21 protein-coding genes are annotated in these 18,162 nt (G+C 53.3%); 7 read left to right on the top strand and 14 right to left on the bottom strand.

The genetic code is table 11. The annotated features are described in order from the left end of the window. Positions 1 to 152: 152 nt before the first annotated feature. Positions 153 to 1,364: a selenium metabolism membrane protein YedE/FdhT gene (yedE, locus tag GM298_RS00200; RefSeq protein WP_266153239.1), complete on the top strand. Its 1,212-nt coding sequence runs from the start codon at positions 153 to 155 to the stop codon at positions 1,362 to 1,364. Continuing rightward, the gene (gene yedF / locus GM298_RS00195; protein ID WP_025756570.1) at positions 1,361 to 1,594 is read left to right on the top strand and encodes a sulfurtransferase-like selenium metabolism protein YedF; all 234 of its coding nucleotides are present in this window, start codon (positions 1,361 to 1,363) and stop codon (positions 1,592 to 1,594) included. Before yedE ends, yedF begins: the two co-directional genes overlap by 4 nt. A gap of 43 nt (positions 1,595 to 1,637) precedes the next feature. Here the strand turns inward: yedF and ompW are convergent, their stop codons facing one another. Beyond that, entirely contained in the window at positions 1,638 to 2,270 is a 633-nt protein-coding gene (ompW, locus tag GM298_RS00190; RefSeq protein WP_266153238.1) for an outer membrane protein OmpW, read from the bottom strand. Between the two features lie 282 nt (positions 2,271 to 2,552). Between ompW and GM298_RS00185 the strand changes: the two genes are divergently transcribed. From GM298_RS00185 to yciA, 4 genes are all read left to right on the top strand, one after another. Beyond that, positions 2,553 to 2,957, top strand: a complete 405-nt coding sequence (locus tag GM298_RS00185; RefSeq protein WP_047958832.1) for a YkgJ family cysteine cluster protein — start codon at positions 2,553 to 2,555, stop codon at positions 2,955 to 2,957. Positions 2,958 to 2,982: 25 nt separating this feature from the next. Then, positions 2,983 to 3,726 (top strand): YciC family protein, encoded by a 744-nt coding sequence (locus GM298_RS00180; RefSeq protein ID WP_025756567.1) that lies wholly within the window; start codon positions 2,983 to 2,985, stop codon positions 3,724 to 3,726. 56 nt (positions 3,727 to 3,782) lie between these two features. Then, positions 3,783 to 4,322, top strand: coding sequence for a septation protein A (locus GM298_RS00175; RefSeq protein WP_025756566.1), 540 nt, complete (start codon positions 3,783 to 3,785; stop codon positions 4,320 to 4,322). A gap of 104 nt (positions 4,323 to 4,426) precedes the next feature. Beyond that, the gene (yciA, locus tag GM298_RS00170) at positions 4,427 to 4,822 is read left to right on the top strand and encodes an acyl-CoA thioester hydrolase YciA (protein ID WP_008502796.1); all 396 of its coding nucleotides are present in this window, start codon (positions 4,427 to 4,429) and stop codon (positions 4,820 to 4,822) included. 38 nt (positions 4,823 to 4,860) lie between these two features. Here the strand turns inward: yciA and tonB are convergent, their stop codons facing one another. Further along, on the bottom strand, positions 4,861 to 5,583 hold the full coding sequence (gene tonB, locus GM298_RS00165) for a TonB system transport protein TonB (RefSeq protein WP_025756565.1): 723 nt from the start codon (positions 5,581 to 5,583) through the stop codon (positions 4,861 to 4,863). 220 nt (positions 5,584 to 5,803) lie between these two features. Here tonB and GM298_RS00160 point away from each other — a divergent pair, with 220 nt between their 5' ends. Continuing rightward, on the top strand, positions 5,804 to 6,100 hold the full coding sequence (locus GM298_RS00160; protein WP_025756564.1) for a YciI family protein: 297 nt from the start codon (positions 5,804 to 5,806) through the stop codon (positions 6,098 to 6,100). 41 nt (positions 6,101 to 6,141) lie between these two features. On the opposite strand, the gene GM298_RS00155 is transcribed toward GM298_RS00160, so the two are convergent. From GM298_RS00155 to GM298_RS00100, 12 genes are all read right to left on the bottom strand, one after another. Next, entirely contained in the window at positions 6,142 to 7,095 is a 954-nt protein-coding gene (locus GM298_RS00155; RefSeq protein ID WP_266153237.1) for a bifunctional helix-turn-helix transcriptional regulator/GNAT family N-acetyltransferase, read from the bottom strand. A gap of 249 nt (positions 7,096 to 7,344) precedes the next feature. Beyond that, positions 7,345 to 8,646, bottom strand: a complete 1,302-nt coding sequence (locus GM298_RS00150) for an FRG domain-containing protein (RefSeq protein ID WP_266153236.1) — start codon at positions 8,644 to 8,646, stop codon at positions 7,345 to 7,347. A gap of 286 nt (positions 8,647 to 8,932) precedes the next feature. Beyond that, positions 8,933 to 9,154: a DNA-binding transcriptional regulator gene (locus tag GM298_RS00145; RefSeq protein WP_266153235.1), complete on the bottom strand. Its 222-nt coding sequence runs from the start codon at positions 9,152 to 9,154 to the stop codon at positions 8,933 to 8,935. Positions 9,155 to 9,233: 79 nt separating this feature from the next. After that, a complete protein-coding gene (locus GM298_RS00140) occupies positions 9,234 to 10,400 on the bottom strand; it encodes a phage late control D family protein (RefSeq protein WP_266153234.1) in 1,167 nt (388 codons plus the stop codon). Continuing rightward, entirely contained in the window at positions 10,397 to 10,861 is a 465-nt protein-coding gene (locus tag GM298_RS00135; protein WP_266153233.1) for a phage tail protein, read from the bottom strand. Before GM298_RS00135 ends, GM298_RS00140 begins: the two co-directional genes overlap by 4 nt. A gap of 11 nt (positions 10,862 to 10,872) precedes the next feature. After that, on the bottom strand, positions 10,873 to 13,320 hold the full coding sequence (locus GM298_RS00130; protein WP_266153232.1) for a phage tail tape measure protein: 2,448 nt from the start codon (positions 13,318 to 13,320) through the stop codon (positions 10,873 to 10,875). Continuing rightward, complete coding sequence (locus GM298_RS00125) at positions 13,310 to 13,468, bottom strand: GpE family phage tail protein (protein WP_323138403.1); 159 nt, start codon at positions 13,466 to 13,468, stop codon at positions 13,310 to 13,312. Before GM298_RS00125 ends, GM298_RS00130 begins: the two co-directional genes overlap by 11 nt. Continuing rightward, entirely contained in the window at positions 13,465 to 13,770 is a 306-nt protein-coding gene (locus GM298_RS00120; protein ID WP_266153231.1) for a phage tail assembly protein, read from the bottom strand. Before GM298_RS00120 ends, GM298_RS00125 begins: the two co-directional genes overlap by 4 nt. Before the next feature lie 60 nt (positions 13,771 to 13,830). Beyond that, complete coding sequence (locus GM298_RS00115; RefSeq protein WP_236921311.1) at positions 13,831 to 14,349, bottom strand: phage major tail tube protein; 519 nt, start codon at positions 14,347 to 14,349, stop codon at positions 13,831 to 13,833. Positions 14,350 to 14,361: 12 nt separating this feature from the next. Next, positions 14,362 to 15,555: a phage tail sheath protein gene (locus GM298_RS00110; RefSeq protein WP_266153230.1), complete on the bottom strand. Its 1,194-nt coding sequence runs from the start codon at positions 15,553 to 15,555 to the stop codon at positions 14,362 to 14,364. 123 nt (positions 15,556 to 15,678) lie between these two features. Beyond that, a complete protein-coding gene (locus tag GM298_RS00105) occupies positions 15,679 to 16,101 on the bottom strand; it encodes a tail fiber assembly protein (RefSeq protein ID WP_266153229.1) in 423 nt (140 codons plus the stop codon). Further along, positions 16,102 to 18,162, bottom strand: a complete 2,061-nt coding sequence (locus GM298_RS00100; RefSeq protein WP_266153228.1) for a phage tail protein — start codon at positions 18,160 to 18,162, stop codon at positions 16,102 to 16,104.

Genomic DNA, 18,162 nt, shown 5'->3' with positions numbered 1-18,162 from the left:
CGGTTACCCTTCCTTTCCCGCTATCTACAAAGAATTATGTCAAAATTGATCCTTTCGATATTTTCGGTGTGAATGGCTTTTCAAACGGTCATGTAAGCGTATGATCTGGACTCTTTTTTATCTTTAATCCTTCTGAGTTCAGAGGCTTATTCATGTCATGGCAATCCTTCAAACAGACTTACCTGGTTAAGTTCTGGTCACCTGTTCCAGCCGTTATCGCAGCTGGCATTCTCTCTACTTATTATTTCGGCATCACCGGTACCTTCTGGGCCGTGACTGGCGAGTTTACCCGCTGGGGTGGGCAACTGCTGCAACTCGCTGGCGTGCATACCGAAGCGTGGGGTTACTTCAAACTCATCCATCTCGACGGTACGCCGCTAACCCGCATTGACGGGATGATGATCATCGGCATGTTCGGGGGCTGTTTTGCCGCCGCGCTGTGGGCAAACAACGTAAAGCTCAGGCTGCCTAAAAGCCGGATCCGTATTTTGCAGGCAATTGTCGGCGGCATGATTGCCGGATTCGGCGCGCGCCTGGCGATGGGCTGCAACCTTGCCGCCTTCTTTACCGGGATCCCGCAGTTTTCGCTCCATGCCTGGTTCTTTGCTGTTGCTACAGCGATCGGCTCTTACTTTGGCGCAAAATTTACCCTTCTTCCGCTGTTCCGTATTCCCGTCAAAATGGTCAAAGTGAGCGCCGCGTCGCCGCTTACGCAAAAGCCCTCGCAGGCGCGTCGCCGTTTCCACCTCGGAATGCTTTTCTTTTTTGCGATGGTGGCATGGGCGCTCTGCACGGCCCTGAATCAGCCCAAACTCGGTCTGGCGATGCTGTTCGGTGTGGGTTTTGGTCTGCTGATTGAACGCGCGCAGATCTGCTTTACCTCCGCGTTTCGCGACATGTGGATCACCGGGCGCACGATGATGGCAAAAGCGATAATCGCCGGGATGGCAGTCAGCGCTATCGGCATCTTCAGCTATGTGCAGTTAGGCGTCGAACCCAAAATCATGTGGGCCGGTCCTAACGCGGTGATTGGCGGACTGCTGTTTGGCTTCGGGATTGTGCTGGCTGGCGGGTGTGAAACTGGCTGGATGTACCGCGCCGTTGAAGGTCAGGTGCATTACTGGTGGGTGGGGCTGGGAAATGTTATCGGCTCGACGCTCCTGGCGTACTTCTGGGACGACCTGTCCCCGGCGCTCGCCACCAACTGGGACAAGGTCAACCTGCTGAACACCTTCGGGCCTCTCGGCGGCCTGCTGGTCACCTATGCCCTGCTGCTGGTCGCGTTTTTACTGGTTATCGCGCAGGAGAAACGTTTCTTCCGCCGTGGGAGTGTCAAAACAGAAACGCAGGAGAACGCTGTATGAAACAGATTGTGCCTGATTACCGTCTTGATATGGTTGGCGAACCCTGCCCTTATCCGGCGGTTGCTACGCTTGAAGCGTTACCGCAGCTTAAGAAAGGCGAAATTCTGGAGGTGGTCAGCGACTGCCCGCAGTCCATCAACAATATACCGCTGGATGCCAAAAACCATGGGTACACGGTGCTGGATATCCAGCAGGATGGCCCGACCATTCGCTATCTGATTCAAAAGTAAGAAAGGATATGCGCCCCGCCGGGGGCGCATTGAACAGAAGGGACTAGAAGCGATAACCCGCAGAGAACATAAATACCCACGGATCCAGACGCGTGCTGATGCTTTGCTGCTGAGCGCCCGCTTTGAAGCGTACATCGGTATCGATATCCATATACCAGACGGAGGCGTTAATTAACCAGTCGCGGTTAATCAGATAATCCAGCCCGACCTGTCCCGCCATCCCCCACGAATCTTTCAGGCTGAGGTCAGTCAGACCGGCGTCTTTTCCGGTATCGTTAAATTTCTCATCAAAGAACGTGGTGTAGTTCACACCCGCACCAATATACGGGCGCACCTTGCTGCTTGCATCACCAAAGTACCACTGCGCCATCAGCGTTGGCGGCAGATGGTGCACCGTGGCGATATCACCGGTTGGCCCAAGGCCCACGCGATGACGGAAAGGCGTTGCGGCAAGAAGCTCAACACCAATGTTATCCGTCGCCATCCAGGTGAAGGTTAACCCCAACTGGGTGTTATTACTGACGTTAAAACCGCCCATTCCCAGCACGTTATCCGAACCTTCGGTTGGGCGAACCGTGGCCGAACCGGCACGAATAAAGAATTCGCCTGCTTCATGCGCGTACGCGCCACCAGAGAGACTGCTTAATACAAGGGCTGCCACCGCTAATTTTTTCATATCCGCTCCATCGTTGTGGTTTTAATCGCGGATGAGAATATACTCACAAAAGAGTAATAAGTGATCTGCCCCAGATCACATTAAAACCAGTAACTTAACATTCATTGATCTGGATTAATTTTTTGTTACGCACTAAAAACCGATAAGTTGTTCCCATGTCAATTTTTGGCATTTCACGGTTACAAAATTTTCTCTTTTCCCCCTCTTGCTCTTCCTCTGGCGGCTGGATAATTTAGCGCTCTCACAAATTGATTTGATGCGTTCTTCTTTTGCAGGTGTGCCATGAGTGATATCAACCCGTGCATGACGTGCGGAGCCTGTTGTGCGTATTTTCGAGTCTCTTTCTACTGGGCCGAGGCCAGCGATGGCGGCGGTACCGTTCCGGTTCATCTCACTGAGCCGTTAACCCCCTTTCTGCGCTGCATGAGCGGCACGAACCAAAAGCAGGCTCGCTGTGTGGCGCTGGAGGGTGAACCTGGGGTCTCGACCCGATGTTCCATCTATGAAAATCGCCCCAGCCCGTGCCGCGAGTTTGCGATGTCGGGTGAAGAGGGTCAGGTTAACGAAGCCTGTAATCGCGCCCGGGCGCGCGTTGGATTACCGCCGCTTTACAAAGATATGCTTTTCCATACAAGCCTTGATGCTGCCACAGCAGGCGCATCCGGTGTACAATTGCCGGCTAATTAACACCTGCAATACTCAAGGAGAGTGCATGTCTATCACGGCGAAGTCTGTCTACCGTGACACGGGAAACTTTTTCCGCAATCAGTTCATAACCTTTTTACTGATCGCGTTGTTATGCGCCTTTATCACGGTGGTGCTGGGTCATGCGTTCTCACCGAGTGACGAACAGATTGCCAGTCTGAGCCAGGGCGACCATCTGGCGGGAAGCGTGGGGCTGTTTGAACTGGTGCAAAACATGACGCCGGAGCAGCAACAAATTCTGCTGCGCGCGTCTGCCGCATCCACGTTCTCCGGCCTGATTGGTAACGCCATTCTGGCCGGCGGCGTGTTGCTGTTGATTCAGCTGGTGTCGGCGGGTCATCGGGTTAGCGCCTTACGGGCGATTGGTGCCAGCGCCCCGGTCTTACCTAAACTGTTTATCCTGATCTTTTTAACCACCCTGCTGGTGCAAATGGGGATCATGCTGGTGGTGGTGCCGGGTGTGTTACTGGCTATCGTGCTCTCCTTTGCGCCTGTGATGATTGTGCAGGATAAAATGGGTATTTTTACCGCGATGCGCAGCAGCATCCGTCTCGCATGGGCTAATATGCGTCTGGTAGCGCCTGCCGTAGTCGGCTGGCTGCTGGCCAAAACGCTCCTGTTACTGTTTGCACCGAATTTTGCGGTATTAACGCCAAATGTGGGTGCGGTAGTGGCGAATACGCTGAGCAATTTGATTTCAGCGGTACTGCTGGTCTACCTGTTCCGCCTGTATATGTTAATTCGCCAGTAACCCTGAGGCGGGGGGCATCCAGGCCTCCCGCCCCGCTCAGAAAATGGAATCACAGAATGAAGCAGTTTCTTGATTTTTTACCGCTCGTGGTCTTTTTTGCTTTTTATAAGCTGTACGACATTTATGCCGCGACCACTGCGCTGATCGTTGCGACCGCTGTTGTCCTGATTTACAGCTGGGTTCGCTATCGTAAAGTCGAAAAGATGGCGCTGGTCACGTTTGTTCTGGTCGCCGTATTCGGCGGGCTTACACTGTTCTTCCACAATGATGAATTTATTAAGTGGAAAGTGACCGTGATTTACGCGCTGTTTGCGGGTGCACTGTTAATCAGCCAGTGGGTAATGAAAAAGCCGCTGATCCAGCGCATGCTGGGCAAAGAGCTGACGCTGCCTCAGGAAGTCTGGTCGCGTCTGAATATTGCCTGGGCGGTGTTCTTTATTCTCTGCGGTCTCGCCAATATCTATATCGCTTTCTGGCTGCCGCAGAATATCTGGGTCAACTTTAAGGTCTTCGGCCTGACCGCGCTGACGCTTATCTTTACGCTGCTAAGCGGCGTATATATCTATCGCCATATGCCCCAGGACGATAAGCACTGATTAATGACTGACCAGAACGTCTGCAACAGGCGTTCTGGTCTATTCTCACCGCTGTGAAATCATAGTAGCATCCCGCCTGAAGTCTTCCGTTACGAGTTAAAACAATGACAACAACTAACGCCCCTCAGGGCGAACTGGTTTTACGCACACTGGCAATGCCCGCTGACACCAATGCCAATGGCGATATTTTTGGCGGCTGGCTGATGTCGCAGATGGATATGGGCGGCGCAATTCTGGCAAAAGAGATCGCCCACGGGCGTGTGGTAACCGTGAGAGTAGACGGCATGACCTTCCTGCGCCCGGTGGCGGTGGGTGATGTGGTGTGCTGCTACGCGCGCTGCGTAAAACGCGGCAACACCTCTATTTCCATTAACATCGAAGTCTGGGTGAAGAAAGTCTCTTCTGAGCCGATTGGACAGCGTTATAAAGCGACAGAAGCGCTGTTTATTTATGTGGCTGTCGACAGCGAAGGTAAACCTCGCCAGCTTCCGCAGGCCTGAACCACCGGCAAAAAAAAGCCTCCTTGCGGAGGCTTTTTTTATTCCATCTGTGCCCCGCCGTTCAGGCGGAAAACAATATTAATGACCAACCCACTACCCGGTTTGCCTGGCTCATAACGCCATTTGCGCATTGCCGCTTTCACGTCGCGCTCAAACATATTCGAAGGCTGCGCTGACAGGATCTCCACGTTATCAACGCGCCCATCCGCCGTGACGTCAAATTTTACCCGCACGCGGCCTTCAATACGCAACATCTGAGCGCGAGGCGGATACTGCGGTTGACTCCGGCTCACGGCGCGCGGGCCCGCTGGCGCGGCGACCGTTGGTTTGGTGGTCGTTGCCGTATTGTTCATCACCGGACGTGAAGGGGCTGCATTTTCTACCGGCTGGGTTGCGCGTGGTTCAACCGGACGCTCTTCGCGTTTCGGACGCTCCTCGACCTTCTTCACCGGTTTGGGCTTCGGCTTAGGTTTCGGTTTTGGTTCAGGTTTGTGGATCACCACCGGCGCTTCCTTCGGTGGTTCCGGAACAGGCTCGGGTTCTGGCTCCGGTTCTGCAACCGGCTGTGGCGGCGGCGGTGCAACCTGCGGGGGTTCGAGATCCGCAGGCGATACCATCGTCACCGAGATCGGCTGCGCGGGCGCGGGCATTTCAATAACCTGATGAACCGAGGTATAGAGCAAACCCGCCACAACAGCACCGTGAATCACGACAGAAAGCAGCGTCGGCCAGGGAAAGCGGCGAGGTAAATCAAGGGTCATCGAAGTCATAGTCATCAACGTTAAAAAACCGAACCCTGATTTTAAATGCAAATAGCAATCATATTCAATAAGACACTTTGTCCTGGCGCAACTTTAGCGCAAGAGAGGCGAAAAAAGGCGCATTCAGATCAGGGCATTAACATTGTTTTTATTTTACATTGCAGTCGTTTGCCCTTTCACATAACGTAACTGACACTTTTACCGGTTAAGGAGCTTCGCCGTGTTTTACGTGATTTACTCTGAAGATGTTGCTGATTCACTCGATAAACGTCAGTCTGTACGCCCTGCTCATCTGGCACGTTTGCAGTTGCTCCAGGATGAGGGCCGCTTACTGACCGCGGGCCCCATGCCTGCGGTAGACAGCAACGACCCGGGCGCCGCCGGTTTTTCGGGTTCCACGGTCATTGCTGAGTTTGAATCCCAGGAAGCCGCTCAGGCCTGGGCTGATGCAGACCCGTACGTTGCCGCGGGTGTGTATGCGAAAGTGACGGTTCGCCCGTATAAGAAAGTGTTCTGAGAAGAAATCGGCTCCGAAAGGAGCCTTTTTTATCATGGCGGCTACGCGTCCCGTCGTCGCGTAAACTGCTGCTCCGTTATGAGGCTGCCCCACTGGTCGCCTTCCCACTCTTTAACCAGCGTAAAACCAAACGATTCATACAGGCACCGGGCGGTGGTCAGCTCATTGAATGTCCAGAGATGTACGGCTGAAAACCCGACGTCGTCGCAAAAACGCATCGCTTCGGTGAGTAATTTTTTTCCAGCGCCATGGCCCCGACAGCCGTCGTCGATAATAAACCAACGCAGGTGGGCTGCGCCCTGTTCTAAATCCTCACCATCGATTGCCACTGACCCGACAATCCTGTCGTTCATCACCGCCAGCCAGACCTGGTTACAGGGTTTATCCAGCCGGCCACTAAACTCTGCCAGACCGGAGGCCACTTTAGCCTCAAAGAAGCGGCCGAAATGATGCTCGCGCGCGTAATAGCATCCGTGCATCTCTGCGATGCGGCCAATCATGCCGGGAAGGTAGCCCTGCACGATCTTAAGCTCATCAGGGGGCATAGCAACACCCTTCTCCCGACACGCCAGCAGCGCGTCGGCGTACAGGGACAATCCCCGGGAGATGGTTTCCTGCTGAGCGGGCTGCAGGGATTTTATCGCTGATACAACGCGCGCGTTGCTGAAGGTATTAATTTTATGGACCGTGTCGTGGCCTTTCGCCGTCAGCCTGAGGCATTTTGATCTGGCATCGTCAGCGGACACCACCTCTTCAAGTTCACCCGCGGCAATCAGGCGAGCCAGCATCCGGCTGACGCTGGATTTTTCCAGCCCCAGCAGTTGCACCAGTTGACCTGCGGTCATCTCTTTGCGCAAGGCGATTTCGACGAGCGTGTGAACGGCCGAGGGCGAATAAGGGGTTGAGGCCAGGGTGGAAGCCATAAAGCCCAACTCTCGCACCATCAGACGCGAGGAACGACGGATAACGCTGACTACGGGGGTTTCGCTGTGCATAGTATGCCCTCATCATTTAGTTGTACTATACAACTAAATGATGCGGGGTTGTCAATGACATTAAAAAGGCTCCCGCAGGAGCCATTTTAAATGCTGCAACACAATGAAATAAAAGGATTTATTTCAGGTCACGTCCACATATTGACCTCATCGTCACTTGAAGCCCTGCTGATGCGGGGCTTACTCTTAATGATATGAAATCAAACCGTTGTGCTAAGAAATCCAGCGATTAAACCGCTTTCGCTCTAGTTAACGAAGTTCATGCTCAGCTATAAGAAGAGCTGAAAGATGTCTTTTATGGATGCTATCGTTTTTGCAGCCACATTCATTATCATTATGTTCACGCTCCCATAAGCCGGATGGTTTTCTGCGATAGTACCACCCAGGGCATAAACCAGCCTTTGTCATCTTTAAACCAGGATGCATGACCACTAACTCGCAAATCTCAAGAAGATCTGTTCCGTGATTGATTATACCAATTCCTTTTTGGTACACAGTGTCATAACCCATGCCGGGATGCTTAATAATTTCATCGATTTCAAAAGCAAGGTAAGGTTTACCTTCAAGCATTTTTTCGATTTTAGGGAAGCTTAATGGGAGTCCGACTGGAGCAGTTCCAAAAATCATTACTCCAGGGGCTGAAACAACTTTACCCCCAGTAAGTTCTCCCATAGTCGTATCAAGAGAATTGAAATTTTCGCTAATTTTACCACCTTGATAAAATGCTGTGGATGGCGAAGCGATTTTTTTAAAACTATCCTGATACTCAGGCAATTCAAGCGCGCGTTTGAAAACTGGCACAGGGAAATTAGGATCACGTAATGACTCTATTTCTCTCCATGGCAAATCTAAAAGTGCCTTGAGAATGGGGTCTTTTGACACTGGTGGGAAAAGAGAATCTGGATTGGTTAAACCATGTAATGCTGCATAATCACGAAAAATAGCTCGGTTTGCAGTAATTTGAGCAATAAAGCAATCTTTAGGAACTTCATTACCCATCATCGGTCCTAAGAGCCAGGCCTTTTGCGCTTCAGTTCGTGGATAAAATGGTTCAATTGTTAACGTGGAAAGGTCTATTAGACCAATGCCATTTGCGAACGTTTTATCAATCACATAAAGGTGACCTGTTCCCTCCTCATAATCATAGCCAGCGTATTTTTTTCTCTCCCATAGAAAGTTTTCATCACAGTCTTCGCACATGTCGATACGGTATGATTCGGTGTATTTATGACTAGCAAACCATGCACTAACCGCGGGACTTGAAGAACAATCAACATAAAATGATCTCCATCCGTAATGTTGTAACAGTGCTTGAACATAGCCTAAGTCATTAACATGCTCACCAATTAGTGCCTCAAGGATCTTGCTCGCATAGCGAGACCACTTGATTGTTTCCGATGGAATACAATCTTGGCGATCAAATGAAGCAATAACAGATGGTTCACCGGGCGAGCCATAATGAGTAAGCTGCCCTCTAAATAACACGTCTTGACCAAATTCATCTATCAAGACCTCCAACTCATGGATCGTATTTATTTTAATCTGTTTCATTTTTCTCCATTGCCAAAAGTTATAAGTTAAAATTAAAGGTAGAAAATTTAGTAACAATGATATCTAATCGAAACTGCGTAAAACTTTTCAATGGCGACTTAGCTGGAAAGCTGATAAGCAATAATGAATACATATTTACATACTAATATCCATCGCTTCAACAGCAACCCTGAAAAACAATAAAAAATCAATAAGTTCACACCCTCACGCTACAGTCGGAATCTATCGTTTTTTTATTTATTAACCAAAAGAAAACCCCTCATTTGTTTGCGGGGTTTACTTATAGTCACTGCCAGTGAATTTGTTGCTGACCGGATGATGTTGGGTGCGGTGCCGCTGGTACTACTACCCCCGGCGATACGATAAAGCGCTCGACCGTCTCAGTGGTCACAAACGTCGCGCTGCAGTTGATGTTTGTGCACTGGTGATAGCGCTCTTTGGTCGTGTCGGTAAAATAGCGACTTGTGCGGGCGTGAGCGGCATAATGGCATTTTGGACAGTGAAACATGGCGAGCACCTCATTTAATTTCCGATGCGTTAATTTTACCCTCTTTACCCTTACAGAACAAATAGTTAAAAACACATCACTACGTTAATTCTTCGCTTTCGTACTCCACATCCGAAACCTTCACCTCAAGCTCTAAGCCCGTCGTGTAGCCGCTCCCGTTGAGGTTATGCACCACCCGGCTGATTATCCACGCCTGCTCGTCTATGACGCGCTTAAAGCCTTTCACCGCTACTGGCGTTTCAGGAAATAAATCGGCGCGGCCAATAGCCAGCGAGATTGAAAACTCAGCGACACCGCGCTGTAGCTTGTCCCACTTCGCCTGAGCGGCGCGCATGGCCTGCGCCTTTGTCGCGTAGATGGTCGTCAGCTCCAGCACGTTGTCAGCCTCACCGGCCATATACTCACCCTCGCGCGCTTCCTGCTCTTTTATGGCTTTAGTCTTTGCCGGGGCATTGGTCGCTTTCGGGTGCTGCAGCGCGCGGAGGTGCTTCTCTTTGGGCTTACGTTTGAGCTTCACCTTTTGCTTTTGCGGCTTCGGGTCTTTGGTGTGCAGCCATTTTGCCGACACGCCGGTGTAGGCTTCCCGGTCAGCAATGGCAAACTGATGACGATCGCCGTCCCCGCGCTCAAGCGTCATCTGCGGAATGGGCTTTCCGCTGGCCGTCTTACCGCTCCCCGCTTTCAGGAATAACAGTTTTCCCGCTTTTACCGAAACCACCGCACCGTTCCGGTCAGCCAGGCGGGACAGAAACACCGCGTCGGATTCCTGCGCCTGGTCGATGTGAGGCACGGGGATCGCTTTCAGCGTGTCGGCCACGCTGGCCGTCAGTTTGTTGCGCACCGCAACAGTCTCCACGATTTGCCCGAGCGTAGTGTCATGCCATGACTGCTCGCGGCGCGAGTTCAGCGTTCCGCGAAAATCGGCACTGCGCCCCCGGATGGTCAGCGTATCAGGTGCGCCCCGGTGCTCGATTTCATCGACCGTGAACATCCCTTTTTTTATCAGTGCTGCACCCTGCCAGCCTAACCACAGGGTCAACGTTGCGCCACGCGGTGGCATGGCTATCTGGCCGTCAGTGTCATCGAGCTCAATATCAAGCTGGTCGGCCTCGAATCCGCGATTGTCTGTCATGGTCAGACCGATAAGCCGGTCGCTGAAATTCTGCGTGATATCCGCACCGTCAAGCGTGAGCATAAACGCCGGAGCAATCTTTGCCCCGGCCTGAATATTCATTCCGGTAATCATCCTGCCAGCCCTCCCAGCCAGTTACCGGCAGACTTGACCAGATTGTCGGCCTGCGTCTGCAGGTCGCCATAAATGGCCGCGAGCGATTTATCAACCCGCTTTAGCGACAGGCTAAACTCGATTTTTCTGGCCGCTCCGTCGCTGAAAAGTTCGGTGTGCGTGTGCGTCACCTTGTCGATGACGTACATGCCGTGGATCATGCCCGTGCCATCAATCAACGGCCACGCTCGCCCCTCGTCGGCCATCAGCTCGATGGCGGTCAGCGACAGACGGCCACCGGTGATTTCGGGGTATAACACACCCGACAGCGTGCGCGTGGTTTCCCCTTCCCCGAGATATTGATAAGCCGGTGGCTTGCCGATACGGTCGTTTGACACCCAGCGGTAATCCTTCGAGTACTGCATTGACTGATGCGGTAGCGTGCGGCGCTCAAACACAAATAAACCTAAAACCATTAACATGCATTATCCCCTCAGTCATGGCGCATACTTGAGCGCTGGCGCGCACGGTTTTCCCGGTCGAGTTTATCGACAGCCTCGCGGAGCTGACGGTCAAGGTCGCTGCCCGGCGCGATGCCACCATTCAGGTGAATGTTATATTCAGGTTTGCTCTGGTCGACGTAAGTCTTTCCGGTGGGAGCCGTTACTGGCTGATAGGCCTGATAGCCACCATATGCAGAGGTGGCCGGAATATAAGACCCCTTTTGCGAGCCGGTGGCGGCACTGGCTTTTGCGGCCTTCTGGTCAAGGTCGCTTGATTCTTTATTGATAACCCCGAGCTTTTCCAGTAACCAGTTAACGCCGGTACGCAATGTATTAAAGCTTTTAAGCGGTAACATCAGCGCTTCGGCCAGCATCTTACCGAACATCACACCCGCATTTTTGCAACTGTCGAGCGTCTCCTGCGTCGATTTAACCGGTGCGATCAGGTCTTTAAACCACTGCCACGCAGCTTTAAGTTTTTCACCGAGCCAGTCAAAAACCGGCTTTAACGGTTCGAATAATTCCACTACCGGGGCAAAAGCCTGCTTTAGCCCCTCCATTACGCCTGAGAAAAACGCGCTTATTGGCTCCCAGTATTTGCGGATAAGCAGCGCACCAGCGACGATGGCAACGCCAGTAGCCACTATCGGCCACGTAAGCGCCCCCAGCATGGTCATAATGGCACCGCCCACCACAGAGAAAACCGTCCCGAGCAGTGATGCTCCGGCAATCAACATATTAATGCCGGTAATGACCGGCCAGGCGACCAGACCAATTGCCCCGAGGATGCCAATAATTGCCAGTGCGCCGCCTGCTATGATGCCGATGGTCTGCGCCAGCCCCTGATTTTTCTGGATCCAGCCGTCGAGCTTTAACACATATTTCGTGGCAGTTTGGGTGAGCTTACGCAGTGACCCCTCCTGCTTGTCAAACAGGTCAGTACCGACGGCCTCATAGGCTGACTGAAATTCTTTGAAGTCACCGCCGAGGTTGTCCTGCATGATTTTGACCAGCTCTGCGGTTTTCCCGTCCGAGGCTTTAAACGCCGCCGTGAGCTGGTCAAGTTTGCCGCTTGAGGCCGCGGTCATCAGTACCGCCGCCGCCGAGCTGGCTTCCTCACCAAAGATGGTTTTCATGTACTCGCCGCGCTGGCTTGTTCCGAGATTGTTTTTCTCAAAACTGCGCTGCATTTCTTTCAGAATGGCGAATATCGGGCGCGTGTTGCCCTTGCTGTCAGACGTTTTAACGCCGAGCTCTTTAATAGCCTCGTATGCCTTACCGGTCGGAGCCTGCAGGCGACTCAGGACGGCACGGCTACCCGTCCCCGCCATCGAGCCGGTGATTTTGGCGTCATGCAATGCGCCTACCATCGCCGCGGTCTGCTCGATACTGACCCCGGCATTTTTTGCCACCGGCGCGGCATACGTCAGCGCATCACTCAGCCCGTCAAAGTCAGCGGCCGTTTTGTTCATCGTCATAGACAGCACGTCGCCGATGTGTGCGATCTGGTCGTTTGACATCTGAAACGCGGATTTCATACCCGTCAGCAGTGCGGCGTTTTCTTCCATCGAGCGCCGGTTAGACAGCGCCATATTCAGCGTGACCGGCGTCGCCGCCTGAATCGCTGCGGCGTCCCCGCCGCTTTTCGCAATGATAATCTGCGCGCTGGCCGCATCGTCTGCGGACGCAGCAGTATTGTCCCCAAGCTGGCGCGCCTGTTTGCGCAGCACCTCCATTTCGGGAGACTGTTTATCGACGCCGAGCACGGCCTGCAGCTCAGAGTTTTTCTGTGCAAAGTCATAACCGGGCGTGAGTAATTTGACTCCGGCCATCGTTCCCGCCGTGGCGATACCGACGCCCGCCGCACCTGCCGCTGCAGCGCCTCCGGCAAGGGATTTACCGGCCTGATAACGCTCTTTAACCCGACTCAGCCGGGCTTGCTGTTGACTAACTCGCGCCAGCGCCTCACGTTGCCGGTTTAGCTGAGCGGTGGTTTCACTGATGCTGGTTTTCAGGCGGCGCTCATCCACCGACAGGGTACGTGTATTGATACCGGCCTGCGCGAGCTCGGTGCGCTGGCGCTGTACCGACTGCCTGAGGCTGTTGTATTTGAGCTGCAGGTCAGCAGCGGATTTTTTTGCCGCCTCCATCGCGCGCGCCTGCGCATTAGTGGGGTTCTGCGTATTTTTAAACTGAACGGCCAGCGTGGCGGCTTCCTGTTTAGCCTTGTTAAGCGATTGGCCGGTCACGGCAAGCTGTGCGCTCGCTTTCCTGAATCCGTCAATTCGGCCAGCCTGCGCATTCAGATCGCGCAGGCTGTTTTGAGAAGTGCGGATATCGCCAGCAAGTGTCTTGCTGGCAGTCTGGATAGCTTTAAGCGGTCTGCTTGCCCGGTCAACTGCGTTCAGCAGTACCTCAAGTCTGACGTTATTGCTCATGGTGGTGTCCGCTTCGCTGCAGCGCCTTTTCGCGCCATGTGATGAGCTCGGTCACGCTCAGGGAATTCAGCTCTGATGGCGGCCAGTGAAATATCACCGCAATATCCGCCATCAGGTCATCGACCGAAAGGGTATCCGGGAAGGTCAGCGAGCCGAAGATGGCGACAAAAAACCGACCACCTTACCGGCAAACAAAATCAGGTCTGACGCTACCAGACGCATGACCTCGTGCTCAGTCAGCGCCGGGTAAGTCATGCGCGGCAGCACCTTAATCAGCGCATCGACGTCAGAGTTTGCCAGTGCCGCCAGACTGACACCGCGCAGGGTTCCGGCATTGGGCTTGGTCAGCGTCACCTGTTCGATTTTTTGTTCACCGCGCATGACAGGGTTATCGAGGATCACAATGTTTGAGTTTTCGGTTTCGGTGGCGATTTCGTTGATGTTTTCCATGATGTTGCTCTCTTTGAATGTGAGTAAGTGACCGGCCAGCCTGGCTGACCGGTTAAGGGTTTACAGGCCAATCGCCCGGCGGTGCTCAGCGAGACGGTCGACGCCGTCGACTTTCATCACCATGTTGATGACGTCAATTTCGATGACCTCTTTGCCGTCAATCGTGAGCTGGTAGTAAGCGCACTCGGTCGACATCTTGGTCGTGCCGCTTTCACCCTGTTTGTTCTCGCCACCGTCGTACTCCTTGTGACGGCCACGCATGACCACCTCAACGGCAGAAATTGCGCCGGTGTCATCGCGCTGGAATGAACCGGTGAAACGCAGCGGCACGCTGTCCGCACCCGGTGACGCGTACTGTGCCCACAGCCCGACGTCAGGCAGACCGCCCAGCGTCCACTCAAGCGACAAAGCGTCGTCGTCGAGGCCGAGGTCGATTGACACCGAGCCCGGCATCCCGCCGCCACGGTATTTCTCAAGCTTTCGGGTCAGCTTTGGCAGGGTGACGGATTCAACGACGCCCATATAGCTCAGGCCATCGTTAAACATGTTCAGGTATTTCAGTTTGCGTGGTAACGCCATGCTCTGAGCTCCTTAGCTGTTAACCGAGTCTGACAGGTTCGCCAGATAGGTATCGGTGATGCGCTGGCGCAGGGTCAGGTTTTCCAGCGGCGGGACGGGGGTATAGTCGTAATCGATATACAGTTTCCCCGCTTTCAGGGTTTCCACGGTGTTTGACTCCGGGTCGTACCAGCAGGAGCCGTCAACGATATAGCCGTTATTTTTCAGCTCGCGGAATTTGGCATTGATACCGGCGACGATGTCGCGGATAAGCGTTGCAGTGACGGGTTTATCCATCGCCCACGCGTGCGCCTCCGCCATCGTATCGGCCAGCACCTGCGCCGTGCGGGTGTAGTTTTCAAAGACAAATAACGGGTCGTCCGAGCAGGTACGGTTGCCCCAGAATTTAAAGCCATCGTTGCGGATGAGCGTTGTCACCCCGGCCTGATTCAGCAGATTGGCGTCGGTGGCCTGCTCCTGCAAATCCCATGAGACCGAGGCACTGACGCCGGTAACGCCGTTCACGCCAACGTTAGACAGCGTTTTGTGCCAGCCGATTGTCTGGTCGGTTTTGGCGCGCAGGCCGAGTGCGCGGGCGGTCGCCCATGCAATATCGGTTTTGTTTGCCGTGGTGTCCCATGCCAGAAAATCAGGGTGAATCACCATGAGCTCGCGCTGGCTGAAATTTTCCCGATAGGCGATCGCTTCGGAAATGGTCTTGCAGCCCCACGCACTCACATAGCCGAACGCGCGCAGGCTCTGGCAGGTCGACGCAAGCGCGGTCGCCACCTCCAGAGAATCCAGCCCCGGCACACCGAGAATGCGCGGCTTAACGCCGGTGACGGTTTGCGCGGTTAACAGCGCTTTGAGCCCGGTGTAATTGCCGTTTTCGTCGGTCGTGCCGATGATGTTGGAAATCGTCTCTTTTTGCGCCGCTTCCGGGTCTTCCGGGTCGTCGAGACCTTCGGGAACGCGCACCACCACAATGACCGGTTTGCACTGGTCAGCAATGGCCTGCAGGGACTTCGCCAGCGTCCCCAGCTTACCGGCTTTAGCGATAGCGCTCTGCACGCTGGTAATCAGCACCGGCTTATTAAAAGGGAATGTTGCATCGTCAGCATCGCTGGCCGTACAGACCATACCGATGATAGCCGTCGAGACGGTGGAAATGGTGCGCGTGCCATCGTTAATCTCGATGACCTCGACGCCGTGATGATAGTCGCCCATCTGTTTAACTCCGTGGTAAAGGGGTGCGACTATTTTCTGTTGTGTGCTGCGCGGGTGCGATGTAATGCCGTTGGCGGGTGAATGAAACAACAAACAAAAGCCCTCCGGGGGGAGGGCTTCGGATTACTCAGGCAGCAAAGGCCAGTCTACCGGACCGGTGACAGTTTCCGTGGGGATGTTCTCCACCTCATCAATATAATCAAGCACGCTGTTTAACTGCGCGGTTTCCGCATCGCTGAGCGCGCGCCCGGCCTGCAGCTTGAGCTGAATAACGCTCACTGACTGCATGGCGTTGGCGATTAACATTTCCTTTTCCGTTTCTGCAATGGCCGGGTAATTAATTTCAACGGCCTGCAGAACGGGCTGGCCGTACTCATCCGGGACAATCAGACTGCCTTTAGCCTGCCCCTCAATTAAATACTGATACCACCGGTCTGAAATCGCGCTGGCATCATCAGGCCATCCGGCACCGGCAATACACGCCGGTTTATCCGCCTCAAAATAAAAGCCCTGCCTGCTTGCACTGTAATAAATTTGATTGTCCATTTAATACCCCGTGGCCTTAATCAATGCGGCAACCTGCCCGACGCTGCCATAAGCCCTGTTAGCCCTTACCACACAGCCGGTGTTTGATTTCGATATTAGCTGGAACATCCCCTCAGTATCATTGCTGTTATTCACGTTCAGGGTTCCCACCTCAACATGCAGACAGGCACTCGGGAATGCTTTCGGAAAGGTGATCGTCTGCGTGGTTTCACTGGTCATGGTTGCCCCCTGACACCACTGCTCGAGAATGCCGGTACTCCCGCACTGCCACCAACCGTTAGCCGCTTTAGAGGCCGAGTTAGGTGCACCGTAGGAGCCCTTTGGCTGGAATCGCCCGTCGCTTTCACTTTTTGAGTAAACACTTGTTTTTGCTGCATATCCGTTATCAGATTCTGCTTTAGTATAAGAATCCCCAGACTTTGCCAACTGTACGACTGCACTGCTGACCCTGTGACGCATATAAGGTCTTGCTGCATCACCGCTCACAAAGCCTGCAAATGTTGCTCCATCAGTTAATACATATCGAGAATCAAAGTTATCGTATTTTTGAGGGATAATTTGGTTAGTTACGTTAACGTTTTTGCCGTTTGCAGTATTTATCGACACAGAACCATCTTCGGCAAGGACGATACCGTTTAAGCCTATGTAGTTGTAGAGCGACACATGGTTATTCGCTCCCCCGCGGCCAACATACCAGGTATTTCCGCCGTTATACCCCTTACCAAGTAAATAACTTGCCTGTTGATCTGTAAGCGGCTGGATTGTTATCGATGCACCGTTACCTTTTACAATAATCGACTTCTGAAATGTTCCACCATACGAGGCTGACACAGCATCGGCATCTGCCGCAGTAGGTTTATTTAATGTCGTGTAATGAATTGCCCAGGGTGTATCAACATCAATTGCAACATCCGAAAGAGAGAACCTTGAATAAAATCTCCCGGAAGTGTCCATGAATGCCTGGGCGCGACGGGAAAGACCATATGCTGATTGCCATCCTGCACCATTAGCTGGTACCTCTTTAAAATCAGCGGCTGCATATGCGAGGAATTGTGATACCTGTCCCATGCGGAATTGAGCGGCAGAACCCAGCCCCTGCCAGCCCACCACTGGAACACGTCCTGCAGTTGTGTCGGTCATTGACGTTACGACATTTGCCCCTGACGCCGTTCCCAGAGTCTCTTTCATTTCATTAACTGCGGCGCTTACTGCTTTAGGTGTGGCCGCCAATGTCTCTGACGCGCTGTTAGTCGCACTGCTTAACTGGACAATCCCCTTTCGTCCTGTGGTTGCATCCTGCGCAGTGTATTTGCCGTTCGCAAGGTCATACGCCGCTTTAACTGCTTTCGGCGTCGCTGCGAGCACCTCAGACGTGCTGTCGGTGGCACTGCTGAGCTGGACGATACCTTTTTGCGCCGTGGTGGCGTCCTGAGCTGTGTATTTACCTTTAGCAAGGTCATACGCTGCCTTAACGGCTTTAGGCGTTGCTGCGACGCTCTCAGACACGCTGTCGGTCGCATTGCTTAACTGCGTAAACCCCTTTGCGGTGAGCGTGGCGTCAGGATGACGGCGGGACTGCTCATGCTCTGAGAGCTTATCGTCGACATAGTCCTGTGTTGCCATGACCGTTGAGGTATCAATCGTGAGTTCGACTGACTCGATATCGCTTACCATGATGACCATGCGCACAGTCTGCGCGCGGCCTGAGCCCTCCGCCAGCGCTGGCTTGTAACTTTCGGCCATATTGCCGACCGCAATCAGCGTGCCGGTGTCGTCATAGAGACCCATTTCACGCATCCAGAAACCGCCGGTTTCAGGTGGGATGAGCAGCTCCGCCACGACATAATTCTTGTTTTTCTTGTCCTGGCTGATTTTATTCAGGGCATGACGCCAGACCTCTTTGATGAGCTTCGTCTGGTTTGGGTCAGGCACTGGCAGCGAACCGCCACCGTCACCGACGGCCATCGCCGTAAAATTCACTTTTTTCCCGTTCGGGATGGTCGCTGCGGCCAGCTTAACTGCACCGGCTTTGGTGATGACCGTTTTATATTTCACTGTCAT

Source organism: Enterobacter sp. HSTU-ASh6 (assembly GCF_026319105.1).
GTDB lineage: Bacteria > Pseudomonadota > Gammaproteobacteria > Enterobacterales > Enterobacteriaceae > Enterobacter > Enterobacter sichuanensis.
The sequence above is the reverse complement of the archived record's forward strand: the minus strand, read 5'-3'. Positions and strand labels throughout refer to the sequence as shown.